A 24,479-nucleotide genomic window follows, 5' to 3' on the forward strand; every position below is an offset into this window, starting at 1 on the left:
AGGGGGGTCCGGGGGGGAAACTTTTTGAAAAAAGTTTCCCCCCGGCCGCCGGAGGCATTCCATCTCCCCCCTTCCCTATTCGGCCCGGCGGGCCTTGATACGGGCCAGTTCCTGTTCCACTTCGTCGTCGGCGGCCAGGCGGTCGAAGCGCGCTTCCAGGGATTCGCCTTCGGCCGGGCGGCGGGTGACGCCGGGCGAACCGGCCAGCTCGGCCTCGGCCTCCATGCGTTCGATGCGGTTTTCGAATTCCTCGAAGCGCAGCAGGGCCTCGGCGGAATCGGCCCGGGAGATGTCCTCACGCACGCGCTTCTTGCCGGTGGCCCGCAGATGGCGGTGGAGAAGCGTGCGCTGGCGTTCCTTGGCCGAGGCGAGCTTTTCCTCGAGCCGGCCGATGTCCTCGCGGTAGGCGTCGACCATGCCGGCGATGGCGGCCTGCTCTTCGGCCAGGGTCGCGGCCCGGCCTTCCAGGGCGCGCTTTTCCATCAGCGCCTCACGGGCCATGTCCTCGCGGCCCTTGTCCACGGCCAGCTCGGCCTTCTCTCCCCAGCGGGCGGCGCGTTCCCGCACGGCGTCCAAGCCACGCCCGGACTTGGCGGCCTGGGCCATGGTGCGGGCGCAATCGGCCTTGAGCTCGACGAGGGTTTCCTCCATTTCCTGGATCATGAGCCGGATGAGCTTTTCCGGGTCTTCGGCCTTGTCGAGCATGGCGTTGATGTTGGAATTGATGATATCCTTGAAGCGACTGAAAATACCCATGGCATACCTCCGGTGCGCGAAATGTCGCGCGACGTTTTTCCATAGGCAAGGGCCGTGCCAGAGCTGGTGTGCCGTAATTTCACTGTGTTACGCCATCGGCGAAAAATACCTGTTGCGAATAAGACCAAAATTGAGTTTATCTTGCCACATATGAGGTTAATTTTACCATGACAGCCGACACCCCCGGCCTCGTCGAAGCCCTGGGCCAGTCCGACGCCTTCCTGGCCTTCATGGAGCGCGTGGCCGCCGTGGCCCGGGTCGACCGGCCGGTGGTGCTTGTCGGCGAGCGCGGCAGCGGCAAGGAGCTGGCCGCCGCCCGGCTCCATTTCCACTCCCCACGCTGGGAAGGGCCCTTCGTGGTCGTCAATCCAGCGGCGCTGCCCCGCACGCTCCTGGAATCCGAACTCTTCGGCCACGAGGCCGGGGCGTTCACCGGAGCGGCCAGACGCCGGCTCGGCCGGTTCGAGATGGCCGACCAGGGCACGCTTTTCCTCGATGAACTGCAAGCCGCGCCCCGGGCCGTGCAGGAAAAACTGCTGCGGGCCGTGGAATACGGGGCCATCGAACGCATCGGGGCCGGCGAACCCGTCAATGTGGACGCCCGGATCGTTGCCGCCACCAATGTCGACCCGCGCGAGCTGGTGCGACGCGGCCGGCTCATGCCGGATCTCCTCGACCGCCTCGCATTTGCCGTGCTCATCGTGCCGCCCCTGCGCAGCCGCCACGGCGACATCGCCTATCTGGCCGAACGCTTCGCCGCCCGGTTCGCCGCCGAACTCGGCCGGCCCGAGCCGCCCCGCTTCACCGCCGCCGCCCTGGCCGCGCTTGCCGCCCACGACTGGCCCGGCAACATCCGGGAGCTCAAAAACACCGTGGAGCGGGCCGTGTTCGAGGCCCACGGCCCCCGCATAGATCACGTGGCCATTGACCCCTTTGACCAGGAAGACAGAATCACACCATCCCCTATTAAAGGGGGCCCGGGGGGAATTATTCCCCCCGGCGGGGTGCAGGGGCGGAGCCCTGCCGGGGTGCAGGGGCAGAGCCCTGTTGGGGTGGTCCAGGAGGGGCAAAGCCCCTCCTGGCCGCCGGAGGCATCCCTCCCTCCATGGCCCGAAGCCATTGCCGCCTTCGAAACAGACCTGCTGCGCCGGGCGCTGGCGCGCGCGGGCGGCAACCAGCGCCGCGCGGCCGAGGCCCTGGGGCTCACCTACCACCAGTTCCGGGGGCTTTATCGCAAGTACGCCCAGGCGCTTGACGCCGGACGCAAAGCCCCGTAGCCCCAGCCGATGCCGCATCAAGCCCCATCCGACATTTCGTGTCGCGCCGTCCGTTTGCCAAACGGCGTGCGCGTGGCCACCGAGATAATGCCCCAGGTGAAAACCGCCAGCCTCGGCATATGGATCGAGGCCGGTTCCCGCCACGAGGCCCCCGGCCAGGAAGGCATGGCCCACCTGTGGGAGCACATGGCCTTCAAGGGAACCGCCAGCCGCGACGCCCTGGCCATCGCCAAGGAGCTGGACATCCTGGGCGGGCTCGCCAACGCGTTTACCTCCCGCGAGGCCACCTGCTTCCACATCCGCGTCATGGACGCCCACATGGAGCGGGCTTTTGCCGTGCTTTCCGACATCGTGCTCAACCCGGCCCTGGACCCCGAGGAACTGGCCCGCGAAAAAGGCGTGATCGTCCAGGAAATCTCCATGGTGGAGGAAACGCCCGAAGACAAGGTGCACGAGGATTTCTGGGCCGCCGCCTGGGCCAACCCGGCCATCGCCCATCCCATCACCGGCACGCCGGCCTCCGTCATGGCGGCGACGCCCAAGGCCCTGAACGCCTGGCGCAAAACCCGCTACCGCCCCGACGCCATCGCCATTGTCGCGGCCGGCTCGGTGGACCACGACGCCCAGGTCGCCATGGTCGAGAAAACTTTCGGCCGCCTGCCGGCCGTTTCCGCCCCGACCCCGAGCGGCGTCGGGACGTACACCCCGCCGCGGCTGGCCGTGCGCCGGGAAAGCGAACAAAACCACGTCATCCTGTCCTACCCCTCGGTCGGCAACAAAAGCCCGGAACGCTTCGGCCACACCATCCTGGCCACGCTTCTCGGCGGCAACATGTCCTCGCGCCTGTTCCAGGAAGTCCGGGAACGCCGGGGATTGGCCTACTCCATCTACGCCGGCGTCAACGCCCTGGCCGAAACCGGCATCTTCGAGATACAGGCCGCCGTGGAACCGGAACGCACCAGGGAACTTATCGACGTGGTGCGCGCCGAGCTTGCCGCCGTGGCCGACGGCGCGGTAACGAAGGAAGAGCTGGAGCACACCCGCGAACACCTCAAGGGACTGCTCTACCTCGGGGCGGAATCCACGGAGAACCGCATGATGCGCCTGGCCCGCAACACCCTGCTTTTCGACCGCCACATCCCGCTCACCGAGACCGCCGCCGCCCTTGACACCGTCACGCCGGCCGATCTGGCCGGCATCGCCCGCGCCGCCTTCACCGAAGAAAACGCGGGAATTTGCATCCTCGGACCGGCCGCCGCGCTCCCGTAGTGCCGCATCAGTAAAGACGCGACACGAAACCCGGGCACGGCCGCCCATAAGGAGGCCAACGCCATGTCGCTCGAAAAGACCTACGCCCTTGCCCAAGGAATTCTGCGCCTGATCGAAGGCGACATCACCAAGGACGACGCCGACGCCATCGTCAACGCCGCCAATTCCGCCCTGGCCGGCGGCGGCGGCGTGGACGGAGCCATCCACCGGGCCGCCGGACCGGGGCTGCCGGAAGCCTGCCGCGCCATCATCGCCGAAATCGGCCGGCTTCCCGCCGGCGGGGCCGTCATCACCCCGGGCTTCGACCTGCCCGCGCGCCACATCATCCACACCGTCGGCCCCATCTGGCGCGGCGGCAACGAAGGCGAACCCGAAAGGCTGCGTTCGGCCTACGTCGAATCCCTGGCCCGGGCCATCGAAAACGGCCTGTCCAGCATCTCCTTTCCGGCCGTCTCCACCGGCGTCTACGGATTTCCCGTGGAAAAAGCCGCGCCCATCGCCCTGACCGCCATGGCCGAGGCGCTCACGGCCGGCTCGATCCGGGAAGTTCGCGTCTATCTGCACGGAAAATATGCCTACGACCTCTGGCGTTCGGCCGCGGATGCCTTATTTGGGTAATTTGCGTTGAAGAACCCGGGCACTGCCAAGCCCTGCCGGGCTCTGCCAAGCCCTGCCGGGCTCTGGCAGGCCCTGCCGGGGCGCTGCCCCGGACCCCGCCCGGAGAGGCGCTGCCTCTCCGGGACCTCACCGCCGGGGGGCGGGCGCGCCCCCCGGTCCCCCCATCCGGCTTTGGCGGGGTGGGAGATGGGGCGAAGGGAGCTGGAAGGGACTGTGACGGGCGAAAGCCCGGTTGCGGGCGGAGCCCGCGTGTGGTGCCGGAATTTTCCCGGCGTCGCATGCCGCTTCGCGGCAAGCCGCCAGGCAAATTCCGGCACCACGATGGCCCGTGAAAGGCACGCAGGAGTACAAGGGTGAAATGGGATTCGGGACAATATTTGAAATTTGCGGATGAAAGGACCCAGCCGTCCATCGATCTGGCCGGAAGGATCGAAAAAGAGGACGTGAAGCGGGTCCTCGACGTGGGCTGCGGGCCGGGCAACAGCAGCGAGGTGCTGGCCAGGCGCTTTCCCCGGGCCCGGGTGCGCGGCATCGACAGCTCGCCCGAAATGATCGGAAGCGCCAGGCAGGCGCATTCCGAAATCGATTTCGAGTTGTGCGACGCGGGCAAGGAGCTGGAAAGCCTGGAGGGCGGCTACGACGTCGTCTTCTCCAACGCCTGCATCCAGTGGGTCCCGGACCACAAGGCGCTGCTTAAAAACATGATGGGCCTGCTTGCGCCCGGCGGCGTGCTCGCCGTGCAGATTCCCATGAACCAGCACGAGCCCATCCACAAAATCATCGGGGAACTCGTCACCAGCGACGCCTGGAAGGACGCCTTCCCCAATCCCCGCGTTTTCCACACCCTCACCCAGGGCCATTATTTCGACCTGCTGGCGAAGCTCGCCGCGTCCTTCACCATGTGGGAGACGACCTACTATCACGTCATGGAGTCCCACGAGGCCATCCTCGACTGGTACCGGGGCACGGGCCTTCGCCCCTACCTCGCGGCCCTCCCCGACGAGAGGAAACAGGACTTCGAACAGGCGGTCCTGGCCAAGGTGCGCACACAATACCCGCTTCAGGAAAACGCGCGGGTCATTTTCCGGTTCCCCCGATTCTTTTTCACTGCAATACATTAATTTTATACAATTATTTAATCATACTAACCCCTTTGAAAGTTTTTGGGGAGGGTGGGGGTCCGGGGGAGGGGACCCCTTTTTTCAAAAAGGGGTCCCCTCCCCCGGTTCCTCCTCCGTCTTCACCTCCTCCCCAAAGGAGTTGCACTCGCATGGATTTACGTGGAACGACGATTCTGGCCGTACGCACGGATGCCGGCGTGGCCGTGGCCGGCGACGGACAGGTGACGCTTGGCCAGTCGGTGGCCATGAAGCATGGCGCGCGCAAAGTGCGCCGCATCTATCAGGACAAGGTGGTCATCGGCTTTGCCGGGTCCACGGCGGACGCCTTTACGCTGTTCGAGCGTTTCGAGGCCAAGCTGGAGGAGTTCAGCGGCAATCTGGTACGCGCGAGCGTGGAGCTGGCCAAGGACTGGCGCAAGGACAAGTATCTGCGCCGGCTGGAGGCCATGCTCATCGTGGCCGACGCGGGCAATGTGCTGCTGTTGTCGGGCAACGGCGACGTGATCGAACCCGATGACGGCGTGGCGGCCATCGGCTCGGGCGGTCCCTATGCCCTGGCCGCGGCCCGGGCGCTTTTGCGCAACACGGACATGGGCCCCAGGGAAATCGTGGAAAAAGCCATGGGCATTGCCTCGGAAATCTGCGTCTACACCAATGACCGCATTGTGGTGGAGACCATTGACCGCTAACTTCCCTTAAAAAATACACCCGTATTTTTTAAGAAATATGTCGGTCTCAAAAGCCGCGTCCCGAATTTCAAGGATGCGGCGGACATATTGCAAGGAGAGCGCATGCACGCCAGTTTGACGCCGCGCGAGATCGTTTCCGAACTCGACAAATACATCATCGGCCAGAAGGACGCCAAGCGCATGGTGGCCATCGCCATGCGCAACCGCTGGCGCCGCCAGCAGATCGAACCGAACCTGCGCGACGAGATCGCGCCGAAAAACATCATCATGATCGGCCCCACGGGCGTGGGCAAGACCGAGATCGCCAGACGCCTGGCCAAGCTCGCCGGATCGCCCTTTTTCAAGGTCGAGGCCACCAAGTTCACCGAGGTCGGCTACGTGGGCCGCGACGTGGAGTCCATGGTGCGCGACCTGATGGAAATCGGGGTGAACCTCGTGCGCAAGGAAGAGCTCGACCGGGTCGCGGCCAAAGCGGAAAAGGCCGCCGAGGAGCGCCTGCTCGACCTGCTCTTGCCCGAGTCCCAGCGCGGCGGGGAAAACCCCATTCCCATGCCGGCCGCCCTGGAGGCCCCGGCCATGGCCGCGACGCCGAGCGAGCCCGCCGGCGCGAGCACCCGGGAAAAGCTCAGGAAACTCTGGCGCGAAGGCAAGCTCGATGACCGCATCGTGCCCGTGGAGGTCTCCGTGGCCTCGCCCCAGGTGGAAATCATGTCCATGCCGGGCATGGAAGACATGGGCATGCAATTCAAGGACATGTTTTCCAAGGTGTTTCCGCAGCGCAAAAAGACCCGCAACATGCGGGTGCGCGACGCCTACGAGGTGCTGCTCCAGGAAGAGTCCGACCGGCTGGTGGACATGGACAAGGTGGCCGAGGCGGCCAAGGAGCGGGTGGAACAGACGGGCATCATCTTCATCGACGAGCTCGACAAGATCTGCGGCAAGCAGGCCGGCGGCGGATCGGGCCCGGACGTGTCCCGCGAGGGCGTGCAGCGCGACCTGCTCCCCGTGGTCGAGGGCTGCGTGGTCAACACCAAGTACGGCATGGTGAAAACCGACCACATCCTTTTCATCGCCGCCGGCGCGTTCCACTTCTCCAAGCCGTCGGACCTCGTGCCGGAGTTGCAAGGCCGCTTTCCGTTGCGCGTGGAACTTCGGGCGCTTACGGCCGAGGATTTCTACCGCATCCTGACCGAGCCGAAAAACGCGCTGACCGTGCAGTACAAGGCGCTGATCGGCACCGAAGGCGTGACGCTGGACTTTACCGACGAGGCCCTGCGCGAAGTGGCCGAGTTCGCCCAGCGCATCAACGAGGAAACGGAAAATATCGGCGCCCGGCGGCTCTACACCATCATGGAGAAAATCCTCTCCGACCTGTCGTTCGCGGCCTCCGACCAGAACGGCCAGACCGTGGTCGTGGACCCGGCCTACGTCCGCGACAAGCTGGTGGACGTGGCCGAGAATCGTGATTTATCGCGGTATATTTTGTAGGAGAGGAAGAGGGTGCGAGAGGGGAAACCCTTTAAAAAGGGTTGTCCCCTCTCGCGCTCTCCCCTTCCTAAACTTTTTAACGTTATCCGTGTTACACCGTTAGCTCTTTTCTATTAGAAGTCTTTGGAAAGGGGGTCTGGGGGGAAACTTTTCTTCAGAAAAGTTTCCCCCCAGAAAATTCTCGCGAAATAAGCTCTCTACACCACTTTTGGAGTGCGGCACATGATGGGACGCGAACACGCCAAGGCGCGGCTTTTGCTTGAAGCCCTGCCCTACATCCGCAAGTTCTTCGGCAAGACGGTGGTCATCAAGTACGGCGGGCATGCCATGGTGGACGAGGAGCTGCAAAAGAGCTTCGCCCTCAACATCATCCTGCTCAAGTACATCGGCATCAATCCGGTCATCGTGCACGGCGGCGGGCCGCAGATCGGGCATATGCTCAAGCAGCTCGGCATCGTCAGCGAGTTCAAGCAGGGCCTTCGCGTCACCGACGACGCCACCATGGACGTGGTGGAGATGGTGCTGGTCGGCAAGGTCAACAAGAACATCGTCAACCTGCTGAACTTAAACGGCGGTTCGGCCGTGGGCCTGTCCGGCAAGGACGGCCACCTCATCGCCGCGCGCAAGCTGGAGATGGTCATCGAGAAGGGCGACGCGCCGCCCGAGATCATCGACCTCGGCAAGGTGGGCGAGGTGACGGGCATCAACACCACGCTCATCACCACCCTACTCGGCCAGGGGTTCATTCCGGTCATCGCCCCGGTCGGCGTGGACGAGAATGGCGCGACCTACAACATCAACGCCGACACCGTGGCCGGGGCCGTGGCCTCGGCGCTCGGGGCCAAACGGCTGGTGCTCCTCACCGATGTGGCCGGGGTCCTGGACAAGGACCGCACGCTCATTTCCTCCCTGGACATCCGGGAAGCCTCGCAGGCCATCACCACCGGCATGCTGACCGGGGGCATGATCCCCAAGGTCCAGTGCTGCATGGAGGCCGTGGATGCGGGCGTGGAAAAGGCGCACATCCTGGACGGGCGGGTGGAGAACTGCATCATGCTCGAATTTTTTACCAACTCCGGCATCGGCACGGAGATCGTCTGTAAAAGGTGCGAACTGTAAAAGCAGGCTGGGGAAAAAACTTTCCCGTGGAAAGATTCTCTCCCCCTTTCCAACAACTTTCAACGATAACAACCTACCACCGTTAAAAGTTTTTGGGAGGGGAGAGCGCGAGAGGGGGACCCTTTTTTCAAAAAGGGTCCCCCTCTCGCACTGTTTCTTTCCTAAACTTTTCTACCATCGCCCCGGCATGGCGGAGAGCCATGCTTCGGGGATGTATTGGCGGAAGGATTTGCCGATCTGCCACAGTCGCGTCAGCCGGCCTTCGAGGACGATGGAACGGGGCCGGGGGCGCAGGTGCCGGTAGTGGCGCGGGATCTGGAAGCGGTTGTTTTTGGAGAGCACCACGTCGAGTTCCGCGTCCCGGTCGCGCACGACCAGGGCTTCGGGGAAGAAGAACGCGTGCTTGAGCCGCCTGGACAGGACGGAGAACAGGGCGGCGTGGATGGCGCAAAAAGGTTCGGCCGTAAGCCTGGACGTGGGCGCGGCCACGTTTTCGTTGGCCACGTAGGCCACGGGGCCGTCGGGCAGTCCGGCGTACACGGCCGGATCGCGGGCGTCGGCCTCGATCGTGGCTCCGATGCCGAGCCCCGCCAGCACTTCCCCGGTGCGGCGGGCCACGTCCGCATCGCATTCGATGCCGTAGAGCTGGGTTTCGACCACGCCGTTGCGCTTGGCCTGGAGCCAGCCGGCGGCCAGCAGGATGCCGGTGCCGGTGCCGCAGTCGATGCCGAGGTACGGGTCCTGGACCAGGGCCGGCGGCAGGGGCCGGTTGGCCACGGACCGGAAAATATGGGCCGTGCGCGGCAGATCGGCCAGCATGCGCAGCGGATAGGCGCTGAGGTCGCCGGGCAGGGGCGGCATGCTATCCGGGCCGTATTCCGACCACAGGTCGTAAAACCGGCCCAGTTGCAGGCTGACTTCCTCCAGGGGCACGGCATGGCCCTCGGAGCCCGGGTAGAGCACGGCATAAAAGTACTTGAGCAGAAGGCTTAAAATGTCGGGTTCGCTCATGGGCATGGCCGGGCTGGCCAAGCGCTCGAAATCATCGGCGAGCGGCCCGGGGCGGAAGGCCTCGCGGGCAATGACGGTTTCCCGGACTTCCCGGGCGTCAAAATTCGGTCGGCTGGATCGTAGGGCGTCTGTCTGTCGCGGCATGCGCGCTCCTTCCTTGGACTGAGGACTGACGATAACGACCCGGCGGCAAAATAATCCGGGTCGGCGTAACCCTTGCAGGTTTGATGCCGTCATGCCGGCCGGCCATGGTTGAGCCCGGCGCGCAAAACGCGTAAGCCCGACTCCGTGTTGCAGCATACCTTTCTGCATCTGCCCGGCCTTGGACCTTCCACCGAGCGCCGCCTGTGGGCGGCCGGCATCCTGACCTGGGACGATTTCCTCGACGCCGACACGCCTCCCCTGGCCTCGGTGAAGGCTCCCATGTGGCGCGACGAGCTGCTTGCCTCCAAGGAACGCCTCGCCGCCGGCGACGCCGACTTTTTCGGGGAACGCCTGCCGCCGGCCGAGGCCTGGCGGCTTTTTTTCGACTTCCGCGACAGCCTTGCCTGCGTGGACATCGAAACCGACGGCACGCCCCAAAACGAGGTCACGGCCGTATCCCTCTACGACGGCATCCACACCGTGCGCACCTATGCCCACGGCCAAAACCTCCATGATTTCGCCACGGACATCCTGGAGAGCAAGGTGCTGGTCACCTTCAACGGCCGCTGCTTCGACGCGCCGGTCCTGCGTTCGCACCTGCGGGCCACGCTGCCCAAGGCCCACATCGACCTGCGCAACGTGCTCACCGGCATCGGCGTCAAGGGCGGGCTCAAAAAGTGCGAGGCGCGCTACGGCGTGGACCGGGGCGACCTGACCGGGGTCGACGGCTATTTCGCCGTGGTGTTGTGGCGGGAGTATATGAAACGCGGCGATCCGGCGCTCATGGAAACCCTGCTCGCCTACAACGCCGCCGACGTGCTGGCCCTGCCGGTGCTGCTGGCCCACGCCATAAACGAGCTGCTCGAGACGACGCCCTTTGCCGGGCGCTACGCCCTGCCCATTCCCCACCCCGGGCACAATCCCCACGCCCCGGACCCGGATGTGCTGCGCCGGCTGTCCTGGGCCATCGGCCGCAAGTAAGTTTCCGGCCACGGACCGTGGTCCGCGCAACTTTTTTTCAAATTCGTCAATCGCGCCAGCCACCGCCGGGCGTGACAAGCGCAATTGCTTCCGCTAGTTGGAGTAAAAGCGGCAAAGGAGAACGCCATGGAAGAAGCGTTGCGGGAACTGGCCGCCCGGCTGGGCGCGGCCCTGACCGGACGGGGATGGATGCTCGGTTGCGCCGAATCGTGCACCGGCGGGCTGCTTTCGAGCGTCCTGACCGATACGCCCGGGTCCTCGGCCTGGTTCGCCGGGGCCGTGGTCTCCTACACCAACGACGTCAAGCGCGACGTGCTGGGCGTGTCCCAGGAAATCCTCGACACTGTGGGCGCGGTCAGCCGCGAGACGGTACTGGCCATGGCCCGCGGGGCGCGCGGGGTGCTCATGGCCGATGTCGGCGTGGCCATAAGCGGCATCGCCGGCCCGGCCGGCGGCACGCCCCAAAAGCCGGTCGGCACGGTCTGGATCGCCTGGCAGAGCCCGGACGCGGTCAGCGCCGAGCACTTCCAGTTCACCGGCGACAGGCAGGCCGTCAGGCAGCAGGCCGTGCGCGAGGCCATGCTCGGGGTTCTGGCCCTGGCCGAACGGTTCGACGCCGGAAACTGACGCGCCGCATGCGTCCGTAACCGCCTTGTCGCGGGCCGGTCACCGGGCCCGGCTACAGGGGGGCATGGCCGTCGACAGGCGGCCGGGGAGGACGTCATGAGCGTGAAAACAGCCCGCATGGGCGGGGTGATGGGCGTGTGGGAGGCGGCGGACCGCCTGGAAGCGCTGGCCCGGGAGCTGCGGGCCGGACAGCTCGGGCTTTCGGCCGGCCGGGTGTCCATGAACCTGTCGCCGGCGGTGATGCTCGACGTGGAAATCAAGGCCAGCCAGGCCGAGGACCGCGAAGGGCTGGCCGTGCGGCTGTCGTGGTGCCCGCATCGCCCCGAAAGCGCGACCATGCGGGGCGAATTCTAGTCGCGCCGTCTTGGCGCAACCCGCTTAACGCACAGCTTTTTTCAAGGAAGCGACGCGGCCGCGCCCTTCTCTCATCTCAGTCCGAATCGGCCCCGCTCGCGGCAACGGCGCAGACCTTGGGCGGCGCGGCGGCGGCGCGCAGGGCGGCCAGGCCCTTGTTGGAGACCACCCAGCCCTTGGCCTTGGCCTGGCCCTTGACCCGGATGCGCAGCAGATAGCCGTGGGTGAAAAGGTCGCGGAGGTCGTCGCCGTCAAAGGCGCCCTTGGCCAGATCCTTGGGCATCATGCCGTGGAAGCTCGAGATGCGCGAGTAGTGGTAGACATCGCTTAAAATGCACAGATGCTCGGCCGCCAGCTCGCCGCATTCCTCCGGTTCGATCTCGGGCAAAAAAGCCCTGCCCGCCGGCGTCAGCCGCCATCCGGCCATGGATTTACCGCAGGGATAGGACAGCTTGACCTTTTCGAGCAGCCCGCCGTCCTCAAGGGCGCCGAGGTCGTCCTTGGCGAAAAAGAGCGCCTGCCGTTTGGGCAAGGTGCCCTGATAACGCTCCACGGGGGCGAAAGCCGCCACGGCGCGCAGGATCTCGAACTGTTTGGGCGTGGGTTTCATGGGGACCGCTTCTTTTTTTGCAATTCTAGCAATTTTCCCTGGCATGAGGCAAGGAGTGGGATTCCGGGGGGTTGGCCGGCCCAGCCCAGGTTTTCCCAGCCTTTACAATTTGTCCTTTTCTGGTAAGGAATCTGGCTGCTAAGCGATTGTGAAGAAAGGGACATTTTTCATGCTTAAATTAGTGGATTTTCTCGTTCTTGAGCAAAAGGACGTGCTCGATCGCTGGTTCGATCTGATCCTCGGCACCTACGCCGAAAACACGGCTGTCCTCTGGAAAAAACAAAAGGACCCGTTCGCCAATCCCGTGCGCCACAAATTCGAGACCGGCATGCGGGGCATCATCCTGGCCCTGGCCGCCTGCGGGGAGAAGATGCCCGACGTTGCGGTCTTCACGCCCCTGCTCGACGAGATCGTGCGGGTGCGGGCGGTGCAGGACTTCACCCCGTCCCAGGCGACGGCCTTCGTGTTTTTGCTCAAAAAAGCCGTGCGCGAGGCGCTGTGGGGCCAGATCACCGAGCACGACCTCTACGTCGAACTGCTCGCCCTCGAATCGTCCATCGACGTTCTGGCTCTTTTCGCCTTTGACATCTATTGCCAGTGCCGCGAAAAGATTGTCGAATTGCGGATAAACCAGATCAGGAAACAGTATGACCGGCTCCTTAAGCGGGCCAATCTCCTCTGCGATTCACCCGCCGAGGGAGAGGAACCGTGAGGCGCTTTCGGGCAAACCTTTAACGAGGTGAGGGTACATGGCAGCGTTTTATTCCTTACTCGCGGTCTTGGCGCTCATCGTCATCCCCTGGCTGGGCGCCGGGATGGGGATGGGGGCGCTGTTCGGGATCGTCCTCCCGTACATCGCGATCATTGTTTTCATGGTGGGATTCATCCTGCGCATCGCGAACTGGGCCAAGAGCCCGGTTCCTTTCTGCATCCCCACCACCGGCGGTCAGCAGAAATCGCTGCCCTGGATCAAAAACAATCCTTGGGACAACCCCTATGACAAGCGCGGCGTGGTCATGCGCATGCTCTTCGAGGTGCTGACCTTCCGGTCGCTTTTCCGCAACACCTCGGTGAAGCTGCAGCAGGACGGCCCCAAGGTCGCCTACAGCTCGGAAAAATGGCTGTGGGGCTTCGCGCTGATCTTCCACTACTGCTTCCTGGTCATCCTGATCCGCCACCTGCGCTTCTTCCTGGCCCCGGTGCCCTGGGCCGTGCACGTGACCGAGTTTCTGGACACCATCATGCAGATCGGCCTGCCCATCATGTACCAGACCGACGCGCTGATCGTCATCGGCCTGCTCTTCCTGCTCGGCCGCCGCGTCTTCGACGGCAAGGTGCGCTACATCTCGCTCATGCAGGACTACTTCCCCCTGCTCCTGATCCTCGGCATCGCGGCAACCGGCATCTGGATGCGCTACGGCGTCAAGGTCGACGTGATCGCGGTCAAGGAGCTGGCCATGGGCCTGGTCACCCTGCACCCGCACCTGCCCAAGGAGCAGCTCGACCCGGCCGTCTACGCCCACCTGACCCTGGTGTGCGCGCTTTTTATCTACTTCCCCTTTTCCAAGCTCATGCACATGGGCGGCGTCTTCCTCTCTCCCACCCGCGTCGTGCCCAATATGAGCCGGCGGGCCATGTGGGTGAACCCCTGGAACGACCCGAGCGTGAAGCCCCATTCGTACGAAGCCTACGAGGATGATTTCCGCGAGAAGATGATCGAAGCCGGTCTCCCCGTGGAGAAAGAAGCCTAAGCGGGCCCAAACCTACCTATTCTGGAGAGAAGTGAGGAGCGACCATGGCCAAGTATCCGCCACCGGAAGAACTCATCAAGATCAACTACACCACGCCGGTCAAGTCGTGGATGGACACCAAGACCCCGTTTAGGCCCGGCAACTTCAGCTACCCGGCCAAGCCCGACATTCTCAAGTACCTCGGCATGCCCAACCCCAGGGTATGGAGCCCCATGGACGAGGACTGGAAGCTTCCGCCCGACTGGAAGCGCATCGTCATGGAGAAGTTCCGCGAGAAGCTCAAGAAGTACCGATCGTTCAAGATCTTCATGGACGTGTGCGTGCGCTGCGGCGCCTGCGCCGACAAGTGCCACTTCTTCATCGGCGGCGGCGACCCCAAAAACATGCCGGTGCTGCGCGCGGAGCTTTTGCGCTCCATCTACCGCGGCGAGTTCTCGACCGCGGCCAAGGTGCTCGGCAAGCTGGCCGGCGCCCGCAAGCTGGAAGAAGACGTGGTCAAAGAATGGTTCATGTACTTCTACCAGTGCACGGAATGCCGCCGGTGTTCGCTTTTCTGCCCCTACGGCATCGACACCGCCGAAATCACCATGATGGCGCGCGAGCTGCTCCATGAAGTGGGCTGCAATATCAACTGGATTCTCGAGCCGGCCGCCAACTGCAACCGCACCGGCAACCACCTCGGCATCCAGCCCCACGCCTACAAGGACATGATGGACTTCCTGTGTGACGACATCGAGGAAGTCACGGGCAAGCGCATCCGGCCCAACGTGAACAAGAAGGGTTGCGAAATCCTTTTCATCACCCCCTCCGGCGACATCTTCGCCGACCCGGGCATCTACACCTTCATGGGCTACATCATCCTGTTCGACTACCTCGGACTGGATTACACCTGGAGCACCTACGCGTCCGAGGGCGGCAACTTCGGCCTGTTCACCTCGGACAAGATGATGAAGAAGCTCAACGCCAAGATGTACGCCGAGGCCAAGCGCCTGGGCGTCAAATGGATCCTTGGCGGCGAGTGCGGCCACATGTGGCGCGTGATCAACCAGTACATGCTGACCATGAACGGCCCGGCCGATTTCATGGAGACCCCGGTCTCGCCGATCACCGGCACCAAGTTCGACGCGGCCGCCGGCACCAAGATGCTGCACATCTGCGAGTTCACGGCCGACCTGATCAAGAACGGGAAGCTCAAGCTCGATCCTTCCCGCAACGACAACTTCGTCACCACCTTCCACGACTCCTGCAACACCGCCCGCGGCATGGGCCTGCTCGAGGAGCCGCGCTACATCCTCAAAAACGTCTGCCGCCAGTTCTACGAGATGCCCGAGAACACCATCCGCGAGCAGACCTTCTGCTGCGGCGGCGGCGCGGGCCTCAACAACGAGGAATTCACCGAGACGCGCCTTCGCGGCGGCCTGCCCCGGGGCAACGCGGTCAAGTACGTGCGCGATCGCCACGGCGTGAACAACCTGGCCTGCATCTGCGCCATCGACCGCGCCACCCTGCCCCCGCTTTGCGACTACTGGGCCCCGGGTGTCGGCGTCTCCGGCGTGCATGAGTTGGTGGGCAACGCGCTCATTCTCGACGGCGAGAAAAAGCGCACCACCGACCTCAGGCAAAACCCCCTGCCGGGGATGGAGGACGAGGAGGAATAACTTATGTACAATGCCAAATACATCATACCCGGCATTCTGTTCTTCCTGGCCCTCATCTTCGTCCCCGTCGGCTACAATATGGGGAAAAGCTTCGATGTGAAGCCCGAGCTCCCGAAGGACCAGAAGGACTGCATCGAGGACGCCCAGGTCATGCGCGACACGCACATGCAAATCCTTAACGATTGGCGCAACTCGGCCGTGCGCGACGGCGAGCGCATCTACGTCAACTCCAAGGGCAAGAAGTTCGTCAAAAGCCTGACGAACACCTGCCTGGGTTGCCATAAGGACAAGGCCAAGTTCTGCGATCGGTGTCACGATACGGTTGGCGTGAACCCCTACTGTTTTGACTGCCACAACATTACGCCGAACCAGAAATCGCCCATTCCCCCCGTCCAAAACGGCGAAGCGGGCGAACACTAGGCCGGCGCGCCGGTGACACCTCCACCGAAGGGGATCATACCATGAAAAGCAACAGACGAGAGTTCCTCAAGCTGGCCGCCGTGTCCGCCATGGGCGTCGGCGCCGCTCGCCTCGGCTTCCTGGGCGACGCCCCGGCTTTCGCCGGCCCGTTGCCCACGGCCGCGGACTTCGAAAAAGGCCTCAAGGCCAAGCACTGGGGCATGGCCGTCTTCTCGGCCAAGTTCACCCCCGAACTCATCGAAAAGTGCCGCACGGCCTGCCATACCGAACACAACGTGCCCGACATCCCGGGCAAAAAGCAGATCAAATGGTTCTGGGGCGCCTCCTACCACGAGGCCTTCCCCACCGAGCACGGCGAGTTCCTCTCCGAGGACGTGGAACACCGCGAGTTCCCGCTTTTGTGCAACCACTGCGAACAGCCCATGTGCGTGCGGGTCTGCCCGACCCAGGCCACCTTCCAGCGGCCCGACGGCATCGTCATGATGGACTTCCACCGCTGCATCGGCTGCCGCTACTGCATGGCCGGCTGCCCGTTCGGCGCCAGGAGCTTCAACTTCCAGGATCCGCGCCCGTTTATCCACCACTTCAACCCGCACTTCCCCACCCGGATGCGGGGCGTCGTGGAAAAGTGCGACTTCTGCGCCGAGCGCCTGGCCATCGGCAAACTGCCCGTCTGTGTCGAAGCCGCCGGCGGCGCCCTCGTCTTCGGCGATCTGGGCGACGAGAACTCGGATATCCGCAAGGTGCTGCGCGAGCACTTCGCCATCCGCCGCAAACCAGACGCCGGCACCTCGCCGAGCGTGTATTACATCCTGTGAGGTAAGCCATGCTGGAAAAAGCACTCAAGGGAAGCCCTCGATACTGGGGCACGTTGATCGGCCTGGGCCTGCTCATGCTCCTCGGCATGGGATTCTGGCTCTACCAGCTGGTCCACGGCTTGGTCATCACCGGCATGAGCCGCGACGTGTCCTGGGGCTTTTACATCGCCCAGTTCACCTATCTGGTCGGCGTGGCCGCCTCGGCCGTCATGCTGGTGCTGCCCTACTACTTCCACCACTACAAGCAGTTCGCCAAGATGATCATTCTCGGCGAATTCCTGGCCATCGCCGCCGTGACCATGTGCATGGGCTTTATCGTGGTGGACCTCGGGCAGCCGCAGCGCATGCTCAACGTGATGCTCAACGCCACGCCCCATTCCATGCTCTTTTGGGACATGTGCGTTTTGATGGGTTACCTGTTCCTCAACATCCTGGTCGGCTGGACCAGCCTGCAGGCCTTTAAAAACGACATGGCCCCGCCGCACTGGTGCAAGGTCCTGGCCATCGTCTCGGTCATCTGGGCCTTCTCCATCCACACGGTCACGGCCTTCCTGATCGCCGGCCTGCCCGGGCGCCACTACTTCCTGACCGCCGTCATGGCCGCACGGTTCCTGGCCTCGGCCTTCTGCGCCGGACCGGCCATCCTGCTGCTGCTGACCCTGCTCGTGCGCAAGCTTACCGGCTTCGATCCCGGCGACAAGGCCCTCAAGCGCCTGGCCGTCATCATCACCTACGCCATGTGCGTCAACGTGTTCCTGTATCTGTGCGAACTCTTCACCGCCTTCTACAGCAACATGCCGGCCCACATCGCCCCGATCCGCTTCCTGTTCTCGGGCCTGGACGGCCACTACGAGCTCGTGCCCTTCATGTGGACCGCCGTGGTCCTGGGCCTGGGCTGCCTGGTCATCCTCATCCCGACGTCCATCCGGGAAAAGACCCCGGCCCTGGTCCTCGGCCTGATCATGCTGGTCATCTCGACCTGGATCGACAAGGGTCTGGCCCTGATGATCGGCGGCTTCACGCCGAACCCCTTCGAGACGGTCACCTCCTACCTGCCCACGGTTCCCGAACTCATGGTTTCGGTCATGGTGTTCGCCCTTGGCGGCATCATCCTCACCGTGCTGTGGAAGATCGCCATCGAGGTCCGGGTCGAGGTGGAAGGCGGCAACCTGTCCATGGTGCCGCCCCCGGCCGAAAGCGAATAATCCCGCTTTACAGCGACACGCGAAAGGCCCGCTTCCGGATGGAGGCGGGCCTTTTGCTACCGGCCGGACACGATTGACGGCGCACCCGTCGCCGCAGTACTGCCAAGAATCCTCTTCAAAAAAGGACGAAACGACTCCATGAACGAAAGCTACATCCAGCAGCTCTTCGCCGACCGCATCGGCGGCAATCAGTTCGGCAAGGATACGGTCCTCTACAAGTTCGAGAAAATCAAGCGGGCCAAGAAGGCGGCCCTGGCCGCCCATCCCGGGGTGCCGCTCATCGACCTCGGCGTCGGCGAACCCGACTGGATGGCCGCGCCCGAGGTGGTCGACGTGCTCTGCGCCGAAGCCAAAAAGACCGAAAACCGGGGCTACACCGACAACGGCGTCCAGGCCTTCAAGGACGCCGCCGCGCGCTACATGGACAAGGTCTTCGGCGTGCCCGGCATCGACCCGGCCGGCGAGGTCGTCCACGGCATCGGCTCCAAGCCGGTGCTGGCCCTGCTCCCCCTGGCCTTCATCAACCCCGGCGACATCACCATCATGACCGTGCCCGGCTACCCGGTCATGGGCACCACCACCCGGGGCCTCGGCGGCGAAGTGGTCAATCTGCCGATCACCCCGGAAAACGACTTTTTGCCCGATCTCGACGCCCTGACCCCGGACCAGCGCAAGCGGGCCAAGCTCCTTTATATCAACTATCCCAACAACCCCACCGGGGCCACGGCCACCCCGGCCTTCTTCGAGCGCGTGGTGCGCTTCGCCAAGGAAAACGACGTCATCGTCGTCTCCGACGCCGCCTATGCCGCGCTCACCTTCGACGGCCGCAAGCCTTTCAGCTTCCTGTCCACCCCCGGGGCCAAGGACGTGGGCGTGGAAATCCACTCCCTGTCCAAGGCCTACAACATGACGGGCTGGCGTCTGGCCTTCGTGTGCGGCAACGAACTCGTGGTCAAGGGCTTTGCCGCCGTGAAGGACAACAACGATTCCGGCCAGTTCGCCGCCATCCAAAAGGCCGGGGTCTACTGCCTGGACCACCCCGAGATCACCGAGAAGACCGCGGCCAAGTACTCCCGCCGCCACGACATGCTCGTCGCGGCCCTGTCCGGCCTGGGATTTTCCGTCAAAAAGCCCGGCGCGTCCTTCTACCTCTACGCCCGGATTCCCTCCGGCACCAAGGACGGCCGGAAATTCGCCTCGGCCGAGGACTTCTCCCAGTTCTGCATCACCGAGAAGCTCATCTCCACCGTGCCCTGGGACGACGCCGGCCCCCACGTCCGCTTCTCCGTCACCTTCGAGGCGGCCGACGAGGCCGAGGAACGCCGCATCGTGGACGAAGTCGCCCGCCGGCTGTCCGAAGTGGGATTCGTTTTTTAGAGGGAGAGAAGAGTGGAAGAGGGTGCGAGAGGGGAAACCCTTTGAAAAGGGTTGTCCCCTCTCGCGCTCTCCCCTTCCTAAACTTTTTGACGTTTACGGCTGGAGTAACGACAACACACCGTAACCGTTAAAAGTCTTTCGAAGGGGGGGGCCCGGGGGGAAACCGTTTCTACAGAAAGGTTTCCCCCCGGTCTTTTATTCGTCCTTGACGTCCACCAGCTCGCGCCCCTCGCCGGGGTAGATGCGGCGGTCGGCATAGGGCGTGGGCGTGGCCTCGGGCCATTTGCCGGGCTGGGGCTCGCTCCCTTCCCGGGCCGTGGCGCTCGGACGGGTGTCACCCATGACCGGCGTGGTGCGGATATCCACTCCCGGCACCGGGCAGCTGAACTCGATGGCGATGTTGTTGGGGTCGAAGGAATAGACCGAGAAGATGAATCCGTGGTCGATGATCTCCGACACCCAGAACCCGGCCGCCTCCAGCCGGTCCCTGATTTCCCACAGGTCGTCGCGGTCGCGCACGCCGATGGAGACGTGGTCGAAGGCATAGGGGCCCTTGACCGGCACGCCGTGGTCCTTTTCCGGGATGGGCGCGACGTCCGGCCACTCGAAAAAGGCGATCATGTCGTTTTCGGAGATTTCCAGGAAATAATGCCGGTAGCCCGGCCGGCCGAGCCCGGCCACCAGCCGCATCCGGAGCAGATCGCGCCAGAAGCGGATGGTGGCGTCCATGTCCCGGGTGGCCAAGGCCAGATGGTTGATCCCGGTATATCGCATGTCGGCCCCCCTTCTCGGGGCGACAGGGCTGCTACGACTCGATGCCCAGGCTTTGCGGGTAAAACCCGCCCCGGAAAACCAGTTCGGCCGCCCCGCGCAGATAAGTCTTGCCGTCGCGCAAAATCACGCCCAGTTCCTCGCCACCCGTGGTGGTGATCGCCGTCTCCTCACCCGTGAGCCCAAGCTCCTTGGCGATGACCGCCGAAGCCACGGCCCCGGTGCCGCAGGCGTAGGTCTCGTCCTCCACCCCGCGCTCATAGGTGCGAAGCGACAACTGCCCCTTGCCCGTCACGGCCACGAAATTCATGTTGGTCCCGGCCGGATTGAAAAACTCGTGGTGCCGCACCGTGCGGCCAAGCTGCCACACGTCCACGGTTTCCAAATTATCCACGAAGGCCACGGCATGGGGCACGCCGGTGTTGACGCTGTGCAGCGTCATCTGGTGGTGCCTGCCCTCGACCTCCATCTCCATGTCGATGTTGAGCCGCAGGTCCTTGGGCGAGGTCAGCCGCACCGTCACCAGATTGGAGTCGGGATCGACCGCCGCCTCGATGGGGCCGGCGTCGGTGCCGAAGACATGGCTGGCCGGCGCGATGCCGAGCATCCAGGCGAGCCGGGCCGCGCAGCGCGAACCGTTGCCGCACATCTCGGCCCGGGAACCGTCGGCGTTGAAAAAATGCCAGATATAGGCCAACCCCGCGCCCTCGGGGGCATGGTCGAGAAAGATCATGCCGTCGGCGCCCACGCCAAAGGCCTTGCGGCACACCGGCACCACGATATCGGGCATCGCTTCCGGGTCGTAGCCAAGTTCCCGGTTGTCCACGCAAACGAAATCATTGCCGCAGCCCTGCATCTTGAAAAAAGGCACCGAAGGGCCGCAAACGGCTTCCAAATCCATGTCGCACTCCTTGCACGAAAACGTCATTACGAACTAGCAGAACCGCAGCTCCCCGTCGAGGGACCGCCGGCCGGGGCCTCCCCGACCAACACCGCCGGTGTCCACAGGCGCACGGAATTGACGAGCCACAGCCGCCCGGCCCGGGCCAGATCAGCCGGCGTGAGCGCCGCCTCGGCCAGAACCCCCCTGGCCAGCAGGCGCTGCCGCAAGGTGCCGGCAAGCAGTCCGCAGTCAAGGGCCGGGGTGAGCAGCCGTCCGTCGATGGCGGCCACGAGGTTGGCCCGGCAGCTTTCGGTCACCTGCCCGGCCTTATTGAACAGCAGCACGTCGTCGCAATCCGGCCGGGCGGCCAAGGCCCGGTCGTAGCGCGCCCGCCGCGTGGTCTTGTGGAAAAGGGCGGCATCGGAGGCCTCGACCGGCGTGTCCGCCCAGCCCAGGCGCACGGGACCCGCCCGGCGCTTCCCCAAGGGAAAATGTTCGGTGCGCACCGCGCCGTCGCGGGAAAGCAGCAGCCGCACCCGCAGGCGCCGCCCGGGACAGGCCGCGGCCACGGCCTCGAGGGCGGCCGACACGGCCGCGGCGTCGTGGCGAAATCCGTAATACGCGGCCGAACGGGCCAGTCGGGCGAGATGCTCGGGCAGAAAGGCGAAACGCCCTTCCGTCAAGAGCAGGGTTTCCAAAAGGTCGAAGGGCTCCGGGGGGGTATGCAGAAACGCGGCCTTGATCCGGCATTCCTCGTATTCGTCCCGGGCGTCGGAATAGTAGGTCACGCCGCCGCCCACGCCGAAGCGGCACTCCCCCGTGTCCGCGTCGCAAACGACGGTGCGGATGGGCACGGAGAAAACGCAATCCCCGTCGGGAGCGACGTGGCCGAACGCCCCGGTGTAAAAGCCGCGCGGCCCGCCTTCGAGCTCCCGGATCAGCCGCATGGCGCTGCGTTTGGGCGCGCCCGTAATGGAACCGCAGGGGAAAATCGCGGAAAAAATGGCGGTGAGCCCGAGCTCCCGGGGGACGCGGGCGGTCACGGTCGAGGTCATCTGCCAGGCCGTGGACAGCCGCGACACCTCGAAACAGGCCGGCACGGCCACGCTTCCGGACCGGGCGAGTCGCCCCAGGTCGTTTCGCAAGAGATCGGTGATCATGCGGTTTTCGGCCCGGTTCTTCGGGCAGGCGGCCAGAGCCTTGGCCCGGGCCACATCCTCCTCCAGGGTGCGGCCCCGGGGCATGGTGCCCTTCATGGGCCGCGCGACCACCAGTTCTCCCGCGCGCCGGAAAAAAAGCTCCGGCGAAAACGACAACACCTTGTGTCGGCCCAGGTCGAGCCGGCAACAGAAACCGGCCGCCTGTTGCCGGGCCAGCCCCTCGAACCAGCCCGACGGGTCGCCTTGCAGGCGGCTGGCCAGCTGGAGGGTGTAGTTGACCTGGTAGACCTCGCCCCGGCGGATATTGTCCCGAATCACGCCGAGGGCCGCGTCGTAGCGCCGTCGGGAAACGAGCGGCCGCCAGGGGGCGACGAAAAAATCCCCGGACGCGGCCGCGCGCGCCGGGGGCTCGGACGGGGCGGGATAGGCGGCGGCAAAAGCCAGGGGCGTTTCGCCCGGGGCATGGGTTTCCAGCCTGGGATCGAAGGCCGGAGCGGCTTCGTAGGCAAGGGCCAGCACGAGCCAATGGCCTTGGCGACGCCAGGCCTCGGCCGCCTCGAGCAGGGGCATGACCTCGGAAAGCTCCCAGGCCGTCGCGGTCCAGGCGGGATCGTGAAAATACCGTGTCCAGCCGGCATCGCCGGCGGCATAAGACGAAAACAGCGCCTCACCGAACATCGGGAAAAACCGTTTCGCCGGCTAACGCGGCAGATGCGCCCGGGCCACCCGCCACAGGTCCTCGTAGGAATAGCGGGCGCGAAGCCCGAGGCACATTTCCTCGGACAGGGCGAACTTGAGCGATGCGTCGGCCACAAGCGAGCGCCGATGCGCCTCAAGGCGTTTGCGCAAAAAGGCCGCGTCGAAGCCGTCGGCCACAAGCCCGAGCCCCTCGGCGAAAAAAAGCGACCGCGTGGAGTCGATCAGCCGTCGGCAGGCCTCCCGGCCCTCCCGGCGCGCCACGGCCAAGCAGTACATGAGCCGCACCAGGAGCACGTCGGGAGGCAGGGCATGGTCCACGGCGGCCGGGTCCTCGTTGCCCTGCTCCCCGGCCCGGACCTTTTCCAGCAAGGCGTACACGCGGTCCATGGCCGCCGCCTCGCGGATGGGCGGCACGGGGAAAAAGGCGGTCAGAAGCGGCAACACCCGCTGCGGATTGTCCCCGGCCGCCATGGCCAAAAGCGTGCGGGCCATGCAGTCGAGCTTGCGGCGCACATCGGCCAGGGCCTGGCGCCGCCCGGCCTGGTACAGCCGCCGCACCGCCTCCTCGGGCAGGCTCGAACCGAAGGCCGTTTCCAGAAGCAGGCGGATGTTGGGCTCGGTGACGGCCTCCATTTCCTCCTGCACGACCTTGCCGCCCTTCTTGGCGTCCATGAGCTTTTTGAGCGACAGCCAATACGCGGCCACAGCCGTGGCCGGCATCTCCACGATATCCAGATCGGCGCGTGCGGGGACTTCCTGCGTCATGGGGCGGTGGCCTTTTGCGGGGAATGCGGATAATCATGACCCATCCCCGCCGACATCCGGCAGGGCGCGACAACCATAGGACGAATCATTCGCCGCCGGCAAGGCCGGACGGCGCGGAGGCCCGCTATGCGCGGACGTTTGCTCAAAGTGCTCATGGTGGTGCTGGTGCTCATCCCAGTGGGGTTGACGGCCTACCTGGCCAACAACCTCTACCACCGCAAGGGCGTGCCCGAAGCCCTGGAAAACCTGACCAAACAACTCTTCCGCTCCAAGGCCGACGAACGCAAGGCCGAAGCCCGGGCCGTGGAGCTGGAACGCAAGACCCAGGAACTGCAAACCGCTTACGACGCCCTGGTGGCCGACCTGCGCGGCGAGGTGGACAGCCGCGACATCCGCGTGCGTCAGTTCCGGGAAAAACTCGAAATCAACTTCGTGGACAAGATCCTCTTCGCCTCGGGCAGCGCCGAGATCACCCCGCGCGGCCGGGAAATCCTGCGCAAGGTCGGGGGCGTTCTGGCCAAGGTCAAGGACAAAAGCATCTACGTCGTCGGCCACACCGACTCCAACCCCATCCACTCGGCCCTCTACCCCTCCAACTGGGAGCTCTCCACCGCCCGCTCCGCCTCGGTCATCCGCTTCCTTTCGGAATCCGGCGGCGTGACGCCCGAACGCTTCACCGCCATGGGCCGCGCCTTCTACCAGCCCGTGGCCAGCAACGCCACGCCCGAAGGACGCCACGAAAACCGCCGCGTGGACATCATCGTGGCCGAGGTGCCGCTTCTGGCCGGGGAAACCGGCTCCGAATCCATGCGCGGCACGGTCAATACCGGCCAGCCCTCGGAACACGACCTGACCGGCGGGCAAGCGGCCCCCATCCGGGAAACCGCGCCCCAACCCGCCGCGCCGCC

General features: G+C 64.7%; 25 protein-coding genes. 18 read left to right on the plus strand and 7 right to left on the minus strand.

Annotated features, from left to right (window positions below; all coding sequences use genetic code 11):
- Nucleotides 1-75 precede the first annotated feature (75 nt).
- A complete protein-coding gene (gene pspA, locus DESFRDRAFT_RS18025) occupies nucleotides 76-756 on the minus strand; it encodes a phage shock protein PspA (RefSeq protein ID WP_005996348.1) in 681 nt (226 codons plus the stop codon).
- Between the two features lie 167 nt (nucleotides 757-923).
- Here pspA and DESFRDRAFT_RS18030 point away from each other — a divergent pair, with 167 nt between their 5' ends.
- From DESFRDRAFT_RS18030 to argB, 7 genes are all read left to right on the plus strand, one after another.
- On the plus strand, nucleotides 924-2,033 hold the full coding sequence (locus DESFRDRAFT_RS18030; RefSeq protein ID WP_005996350.1) for a sigma-54-dependent Fis family transcriptional regulator: 1,110 nt from the start codon (nucleotides 924-926) through the stop codon (nucleotides 2,031-2,033).
- A gap of 9 nt (nucleotides 2,034-2,042) precedes the next feature.
- Entirely contained in the window at nucleotides 2,043-3,302 is a 1,260-nt protein-coding gene (locus tag DESFRDRAFT_RS18035; RefSeq protein WP_005996352.1) for a M16 family metallopeptidase, read from the plus strand.
- 63 nt (nucleotides 3,303-3,365) lie between these two features.
- The gene (locus DESFRDRAFT_RS18040; protein ID WP_005996354.1) at nucleotides 3,366-3,920 is read left to right on the plus strand and encodes an O-acetyl-ADP-ribose deacetylase; all 555 of its coding nucleotides are present in this window, start codon (nucleotides 3,366-3,368) and stop codon (nucleotides 3,918-3,920) included.
- Between the two features lie 377 nt (nucleotides 3,921-4,297).
- Nucleotides 4,298-5,041, plus strand: a complete 744-nt coding sequence (locus tag DESFRDRAFT_RS18045) for a methyltransferase domain-containing protein (protein ID WP_233489654.1) — start codon at nucleotides 4,298-4,300, stop codon at nucleotides 5,039-5,041.
- A gap of 149 nt (nucleotides 5,042-5,190) precedes the next feature.
- Entirely contained in the window at nucleotides 5,191-5,730 is a 540-nt protein-coding gene (gene hslV / locus DESFRDRAFT_RS18050; RefSeq protein ID WP_005996358.1) for an ATP-dependent protease subunit HslV, read from the plus strand.
- Between the two features lie 102 nt (nucleotides 5,731-5,832).
- Nucleotides 5,833-7,218 carry an ATP-dependent protease ATPase subunit HslU gene (gene hslU / locus DESFRDRAFT_RS18055; protein ID WP_005996360.1) on the plus strand — a complete coding sequence of 462 codons (1,386 nt, stop codon included), beginning with the start codon at nucleotides 5,833-5,835 and terminating at the stop codon, nucleotides 7,216-7,218.
- Nucleotides 7,219-7,443: 225 nt separating this feature from the next.
- Nucleotides 7,444-8,337, plus strand: coding sequence for an acetylglutamate kinase (gene argB, locus DESFRDRAFT_RS18060; protein WP_043795273.1), 894 nt, complete (start codon nucleotides 7,444-7,446; stop codon nucleotides 8,335-8,337).
- Between the two features lie 171 nt (nucleotides 8,338-8,508).
- Here argB and DESFRDRAFT_RS18065 read toward each other — a convergent pair whose 3' ends face one another.
- The gene (locus DESFRDRAFT_RS18065) at nucleotides 8,509-9,492 is read right to left on the minus strand and encodes an SAM-dependent methyltransferase (RefSeq protein WP_005996365.1); all 984 of its coding nucleotides are present in this window, start codon (nucleotides 9,490-9,492) and stop codon (nucleotides 8,509-8,511) included.
- Between the two features lie 144 nt (nucleotides 9,493-9,636).
- On the opposite strand from DESFRDRAFT_RS18065, the gene DESFRDRAFT_RS18070 reads away from it, so the two are divergent.
- The 3 genes from DESFRDRAFT_RS18070 to DESFRDRAFT_RS18080 all read left to right on the plus strand — a co-directional run bounded on the left by DESFRDRAFT_RS18070 (nucleotide 9,637) and on the right by DESFRDRAFT_RS18080 (nucleotide 11,454).
- On the plus strand, nucleotides 9,637-10,473 hold the full coding sequence (locus DESFRDRAFT_RS18070) for a ribonuclease H-like domain-containing protein (RefSeq protein ID WP_005996367.1): 837 nt from the start codon (nucleotides 9,637-9,639) through the stop codon (nucleotides 10,471-10,473).
- Between the two features lie 126 nt (nucleotides 10,474-10,599).
- Nucleotides 10,600-11,100 (plus strand): CinA family protein, encoded by a 501-nt coding sequence (locus tag DESFRDRAFT_RS18075; RefSeq protein WP_005996369.1) that lies wholly within the window; start codon nucleotides 10,600-10,602, stop codon nucleotides 11,098-11,100.
- 96 nt (nucleotides 11,101-11,196) lie between these two features.
- Complete coding sequence (locus DESFRDRAFT_RS18080) at nucleotides 11,197-11,454, plus strand: amphi-Trp domain-containing protein (RefSeq protein WP_005996371.1); 258 nt, start codon at nucleotides 11,197-11,199, stop codon at nucleotides 11,452-11,454.
- Between the two features lie 76 nt (nucleotides 11,455-11,530).
- Here DESFRDRAFT_RS18080 and DESFRDRAFT_RS18085 read toward each other — a convergent pair whose 3' ends face one another.
- Nucleotides 11,531-12,064 (minus strand): hypothetical protein, encoded by a 534-nt coding sequence (locus DESFRDRAFT_RS18085; RefSeq protein ID WP_005996373.1) that lies wholly within the window; start codon nucleotides 12,062-12,064, stop codon nucleotides 11,531-11,533.
- A 169-nt stretch (nucleotides 12,065-12,233) separates the two neighbouring features.
- On the opposite strand from DESFRDRAFT_RS18085, the gene DESFRDRAFT_RS18090 reads away from it, so the two are divergent.
- The 7 genes from DESFRDRAFT_RS18090 (at nucleotide 12,234) to DESFRDRAFT_RS18120 (ending at nucleotide 19,293) form a co-directional block, all read left to right on the plus strand.
- On the plus strand, nucleotides 12,234-12,776 hold the full coding sequence (locus DESFRDRAFT_RS18090) for an RsbRD N-terminal domain-containing protein (RefSeq protein WP_005996375.1): 543 nt from the start codon (nucleotides 12,234-12,236) through the stop codon (nucleotides 12,774-12,776).
- Nucleotides 12,777-12,813: 37 nt separating this feature from the next.
- Complete coding sequence (gene dsrM / locus DESFRDRAFT_RS18095; protein WP_005996377.1) at nucleotides 12,814-13,815, plus strand: sulfate reduction electron transfer complex DsrMKJOP subunit DsrM; 1,002 nt, start codon at nucleotides 12,814-12,816, stop codon at nucleotides 13,813-13,815.
- A 44-nt stretch (nucleotides 13,816-13,859) separates the two neighbouring features.
- Entirely contained in the window at nucleotides 13,860-15,473 is a 1,614-nt protein-coding gene (gene dsrK, locus DESFRDRAFT_RS18100) for a sulfate reduction electron transfer complex DsrMKJOP subunit DsrK (protein WP_005996378.1), read from the plus strand.
- 3 nt (nucleotides 15,474-15,476) lie between these two features.
- Nucleotides 15,477-15,893, plus strand: a complete 417-nt coding sequence (gene dsrJ, locus DESFRDRAFT_RS18105) for a sulfate reduction electron transfer complex DsrMKJOP subunit DsrJ (protein ID WP_005996379.1) — start codon at nucleotides 15,477-15,479, stop codon at nucleotides 15,891-15,893.
- Nucleotides 15,894-15,934: 41 nt separating this feature from the next.
- The gene (gene dsrO / locus DESFRDRAFT_RS18110; protein WP_005996380.1) at nucleotides 15,935-16,711 is read left to right on the plus strand and encodes a sulfate reduction electron transfer complex DsrMKJOP subunit DsrO; all 777 of its coding nucleotides are present in this window, start codon (nucleotides 15,935-15,937) and stop codon (nucleotides 16,709-16,711) included.
- An 8-nt stretch (nucleotides 16,712-16,719) separates the two neighbouring features.
- On the plus strand, nucleotides 16,720-17,916 hold the full coding sequence (dsrP, locus tag DESFRDRAFT_RS18115; protein ID WP_005996381.1) for a sulfate reduction electron transfer complex DsrMKJOP subunit DsrP: 1,197 nt from the start codon (nucleotides 16,720-16,722) through the stop codon (nucleotides 17,914-17,916).
- Between the two features lie 138 nt (nucleotides 17,917-18,054).
- Nucleotides 18,055-19,293, plus strand: coding sequence for an LL-diaminopimelate aminotransferase (locus DESFRDRAFT_RS18120; RefSeq protein WP_005996382.1), 1,239 nt, complete (start codon nucleotides 18,055-18,057; stop codon nucleotides 19,291-19,293).
- Nucleotides 19,294-19,488: 195 nt separating this feature from the next.
- On the opposite strand, the gene DESFRDRAFT_RS18125 is transcribed toward DESFRDRAFT_RS18120, so the two are convergent.
- From DESFRDRAFT_RS18125 to DESFRDRAFT_RS18140, 4 genes are read right to left on the minus strand one after another with little or no spacing between them, the layout of a single operon-like run.
- Nucleotides 19,489-20,067 carry a VOC family protein gene (locus DESFRDRAFT_RS18125; protein WP_005996383.1) on the minus strand — a complete coding sequence of 193 codons (579 nt, stop codon included), beginning with the start codon at nucleotides 20,065-20,067 and terminating at the stop codon, nucleotides 19,489-19,491.
- A 31-nt stretch (nucleotides 20,068-20,098) separates the two neighbouring features.
- Complete coding sequence (gene dapF, locus DESFRDRAFT_RS18130) at nucleotides 20,099-20,965, minus strand: diaminopimelate epimerase (protein ID WP_005996384.1); 867 nt, start codon at nucleotides 20,963-20,965, stop codon at nucleotides 20,099-20,101.
- Nucleotides 20,966-20,991: 26 nt separating this feature from the next.
- The gene (locus DESFRDRAFT_RS18135; protein ID WP_005996385.1) at nucleotides 20,992-22,785 is read right to left on the minus strand and encodes a chorismate-binding protein; all 1,794 of its coding nucleotides are present in this window, start codon (nucleotides 22,783-22,785) and stop codon (nucleotides 20,992-20,994) included.
- A gap of 21 nt (nucleotides 22,786-22,806) precedes the next feature.
- Nucleotides 22,807-23,571 carry a hypothetical protein gene (locus tag DESFRDRAFT_RS18140; protein WP_005996387.1) on the minus strand — a complete coding sequence of 255 codons (765 nt, stop codon included), beginning with the start codon at nucleotides 23,569-23,571 and terminating at the stop codon, nucleotides 22,807-22,809.
- 126 nt (nucleotides 23,572-23,697) lie between these two features.
- Between DESFRDRAFT_RS18140 and DESFRDRAFT_RS20900 the strand changes: the two genes are divergently transcribed.
- Nucleotides 23,698-24,479, plus strand: a 782-nt coding sequence (locus DESFRDRAFT_RS20900; RefSeq protein ID WP_005996389.1) for an OmpA/MotB family protein, incomplete at its 3' end; no start/stop codon positions are given.

Origin of the sequence: Solidesulfovibrio fructosivorans JJ] (assembly GCF_000179555.1) — a bacterium.
Lineage (GTDB): Bacteria > Desulfobacterota > Desulfovibrionia > Desulfovibrionales > Desulfovibrionaceae > Solidesulfovibrio > Solidesulfovibrio fructosivorans.

Coding starts and splice junctions, on each gene's coding strand:
- pspA (WP_005996348.1), bottom strand. CDS start 756: ATGGGTATTTTCAGTCGCTTCAAGGATATCATCAATTCCAACATCAAC.
- DESFRDRAFT_RS18030 (WP_005996350.1), top strand. CDS start 924: ATGACAGCCGACACCCCCGGCCTCGTCGAAGCCCTGGGCCAGTCCGAC.
- DESFRDRAFT_RS18035 (WP_005996352.1), top strand. CDS start 2,043: ATGCCGCATCAAGCCCCATCCGACATTTCGTGTCGCGCCGTCCGTTTG.
- DESFRDRAFT_RS18040 (WP_005996354.1), top strand. CDS start 3,366: ATGTCGCTCGAAAAGACCTACGCCCTTGCCCAAGGAATTCTGCGCCTG.
- hslV (WP_005996358.1), top strand. CDS start 5,191: ATGGATTTACGTGGAACGACGATTCTGGCCGTACGCACGGATGCCGGC.
- hslU (WP_005996360.1), top strand. CDS start 5,833: ATGCACGCCAGTTTGACGCCGCGCGAGATCGTTTCCGAACTCGACAAA.
- argB (WP_043795273.1), top strand. CDS start 7,444: ATGGGACGCGAACACGCCAAGGCGCGGCTTTTGCTTGAAGCCCTGCCC.
- DESFRDRAFT_RS18065 (WP_005996365.1), bottom strand. CDS start 9,492: ATGCCGCGACAGACAGACGCCCTACGATCCAGCCGACCGAATTTTGAC.
- DESFRDRAFT_RS18075 (WP_005996369.1), top strand. CDS start 10,600: ATGGAAGAAGCGTTGCGGGAACTGGCCGCCCGGCTGGGCGCGGCCCTG.
- DESFRDRAFT_RS18080 (WP_005996371.1), top strand. CDS start 11,197: ATGAGCGTGAAAACAGCCCGCATGGGCGGGGTGATGGGCGTGTGGGAG.
- DESFRDRAFT_RS18085 (WP_005996373.1), bottom strand. CDS start 12,064: ATGAAACCCACGCCCAAACAGTTCGAGATCCTGCGCGCCGTGGCGGCT.
- DESFRDRAFT_RS18090 (WP_005996375.1), top strand. CDS start 12,234: ATGCTTAAATTAGTGGATTTTCTCGTTCTTGAGCAAAAGGACGTGCTC.
- dsrM (WP_005996377.1), top strand. CDS start 12,814: ATGGCAGCGTTTTATTCCTTACTCGCGGTCTTGGCGCTCATCGTCATC.
- dsrK (WP_005996378.1), top strand. CDS start 13,860: ATGGCCAAGTATCCGCCACCGGAAGAACTCATCAAGATCAACTACACC.
- dsrJ (WP_005996379.1), top strand. CDS start 15,477: ATGTACAATGCCAAATACATCATACCCGGCATTCTGTTCTTCCTGGCC.
- dsrO (WP_005996380.1), top strand. CDS start 15,935: ATGAAAAGCAACAGACGAGAGTTCCTCAAGCTGGCCGCCGTGTCCGCC.
- dsrP (WP_005996381.1), top strand. CDS start 16,720: ATGCTGGAAAAAGCACTCAAGGGAAGCCCTCGATACTGGGGCACGTTG.
- DESFRDRAFT_RS18120 (WP_005996382.1), top strand. CDS start 18,055: ATGAACGAAAGCTACATCCAGCAGCTCTTCGCCGACCGCATCGGCGGC.
- DESFRDRAFT_RS18125 (WP_005996383.1), bottom strand. CDS start 20,067: ATGCGATATACCGGGATCAACCATCTGGCCTTGGCCACCCGGGACATG.
- dapF (WP_005996384.1), bottom strand. CDS start 20,965: ATGGATTTGGAAGCCGTTTGCGGCCCTTCGGTGCCTTTTTTCAAGATG.
- DESFRDRAFT_RS18135 (WP_005996385.1), bottom strand. CDS start 22,785: ATGTTCGGTGAGGCGCTGTTTTCGTCTTATGCCGCCGGCGATGCCGGC.
- DESFRDRAFT_RS18140 (WP_005996387.1), bottom strand. CDS start 23,571: ATGACGCAGGAAGTCCCCGCACGCGCCGATCTGGATATCGTGGAGATG.